General features: G+C 75.0%; 2 protein-coding genes. Both read right to left on the bottom strand.

What is annotated here, in order from left to right; translation table 11 throughout:
- Positions 1 to 965 (bottom strand): secretin N-terminal domain-containing protein (locus RBXJA2T_RS11065; protein WP_375136174.1); only part of this gene is annotated, 965 nt, incomplete at its 3' end.
- Positions 966 to 967: 2 nt separating this feature from the next.
- Positions 968 to 1,567, bottom strand: a 600-nt coding sequence (gene gspN / locus RBXJA2T_RS11060) for a type II secretion system protein N (protein ID WP_050801763.1), incomplete at its 5' end; no start/stop codon positions are given.

Genomic DNA, 1,567 nt, shown 5'->3' with positions numbered 1-1,567 from the left:
GTCGGCGTGGCCGCCGTGCCCAGGCCGGTGGGCGTGCCCGTGCCGCTGCCCGAGCTGCCGCTGGCGGTGCCGAAGGCCGCACGCAGCACGGTCGCCAGCTTCACCGCGTCGGCGTTCTTCAGGTGCACGACCCACAGCCCGCCGCCCGGGCCCAGGCCGCTGGCCGGGCGGTCGAGCTTGGCGATCGCGGCGCGCACTGCGGCCAGCCGCGCGGCATTGGGCGCGCGGATGATCAGCGAGTTGCTGCGCGCGTCGGCGACGACCGTCGTGCCGCCGGCGCCGGCGGCCGCGCCGGGCGCGGTGACGGTGCTGCCGGTCTCGGCCAGGCGCTGCACCAGCGGCGCCAGGTCGCTGGCCACCGCGTGCTCCAGCGGCACGACCTCCAGGTCGGTGGCGGTGGGCTGGTCGAGCGCGGCGATGATGCGGCCGATGCGCTGCAGGTTGTCGGCGTAGTCGGTGATGACCAGCGAGCTCGAGCCGGGGTTGGAGTTGATCGTGTTGTTGGCGCTGATCAGCGGCCGCAGCACCGCGACGAGGTTGTTCGGGTTCTCGTAGCGCAGCTGGAAGATCTGCGTGATGACCTGGTCGCCGCGCACGCCGACCGAGCCCACCGAGACGGTGCCGGTCTGCAGCTTGGCGTCGGCCTCGGGCACCACCTTCAGCAGCCCGCCGCTCTCGACGACGGCGAAACCCAGCCCGCGCAGCGCCGACTGGAAGCTCTGGTAGGCCTCCTGCACGCTCTGCGGCTGCTCGCTGTAGACGGTGATCTGGCCCTTGACGCGCGGGTCGACGGCGATCTGCCGGTCGATCATCGCGGCGAAGGCGCGTGCCACGGCGTCGATGTCGGCGTTGACGAAGTTCACCGTGACCGGCGCACGCGGGCGCTGCGCCGCGGCGGGCAGCGCCGTCATCTGGGCGGTGGCGGCCAGGCACAGCGCGACGGCGAGGAAGCGCGAGGATTTCATGCTCATCCGATCGAAATGACGGCCTTCGTGCCTTGGCGGCGGCCGATGATGTTCAGCAGATTGTTCAGCACCGGTTCGGCCCCGGGCGCCGCGGCGGCCTCGCCGCGAAAGCGCAGCCCGCGGCCGGACCACTGGCCGTCGCCGGACAGCAGCAGCGGGCCCTGCTGCGTCGCCAGCGTCAGCTGCGGCACGTCGCCGCCGGCCAGCGCCAGCCGGTAGCTGCCCAGCCGCTCCAGCGTCGACACGCGCGAGGACATGTCCTCCAGCACCAGCGTCGCGCCGCCGGCCAGGCGCCAGCGGCCGGCGGCCGATTCGGCCACCAGGCCCTGGCTGGCCAGCGCGACCGTGCCGCCCAGCCCCAGCGTGTTGAACGGCGTGCCCAGGCCGGCCAGCCAGGCCGCCGGCCAGCGGCCCACCGGGCCCGCGGGCAGGCTGATCTTCAGGCGGCCCAGCCCCGGCTCGACGAGCAGCGCGAGCTCGCCGTCGATGCAGCAGGCCTGGCGCGCGCGCAGCGCGATGCCGGCGCCGGCCGGGCGCAGCGTCCAGTGCAGCCGGCCGGGCAGGGCGGCAGCGTCGCGGCTGCCGGGGCCGCCGCTCAGCAC

The organism is Rubrivivax benzoatilyticus JA2 = ATCC BAA-35 (assembly GCF_000190375.1).
GTDB classification, from domain to species: domain Bacteria; phylum Pseudomonadota; class Gammaproteobacteria; order Burkholderiales; family Burkholderiaceae_C; genus Rubrivivax; species Rubrivivax benzoatilyticus.
Note: the sequence above shows the minus strand (reverse complement) of the source record. Positions and strands in the feature narration are given on the sequence as shown.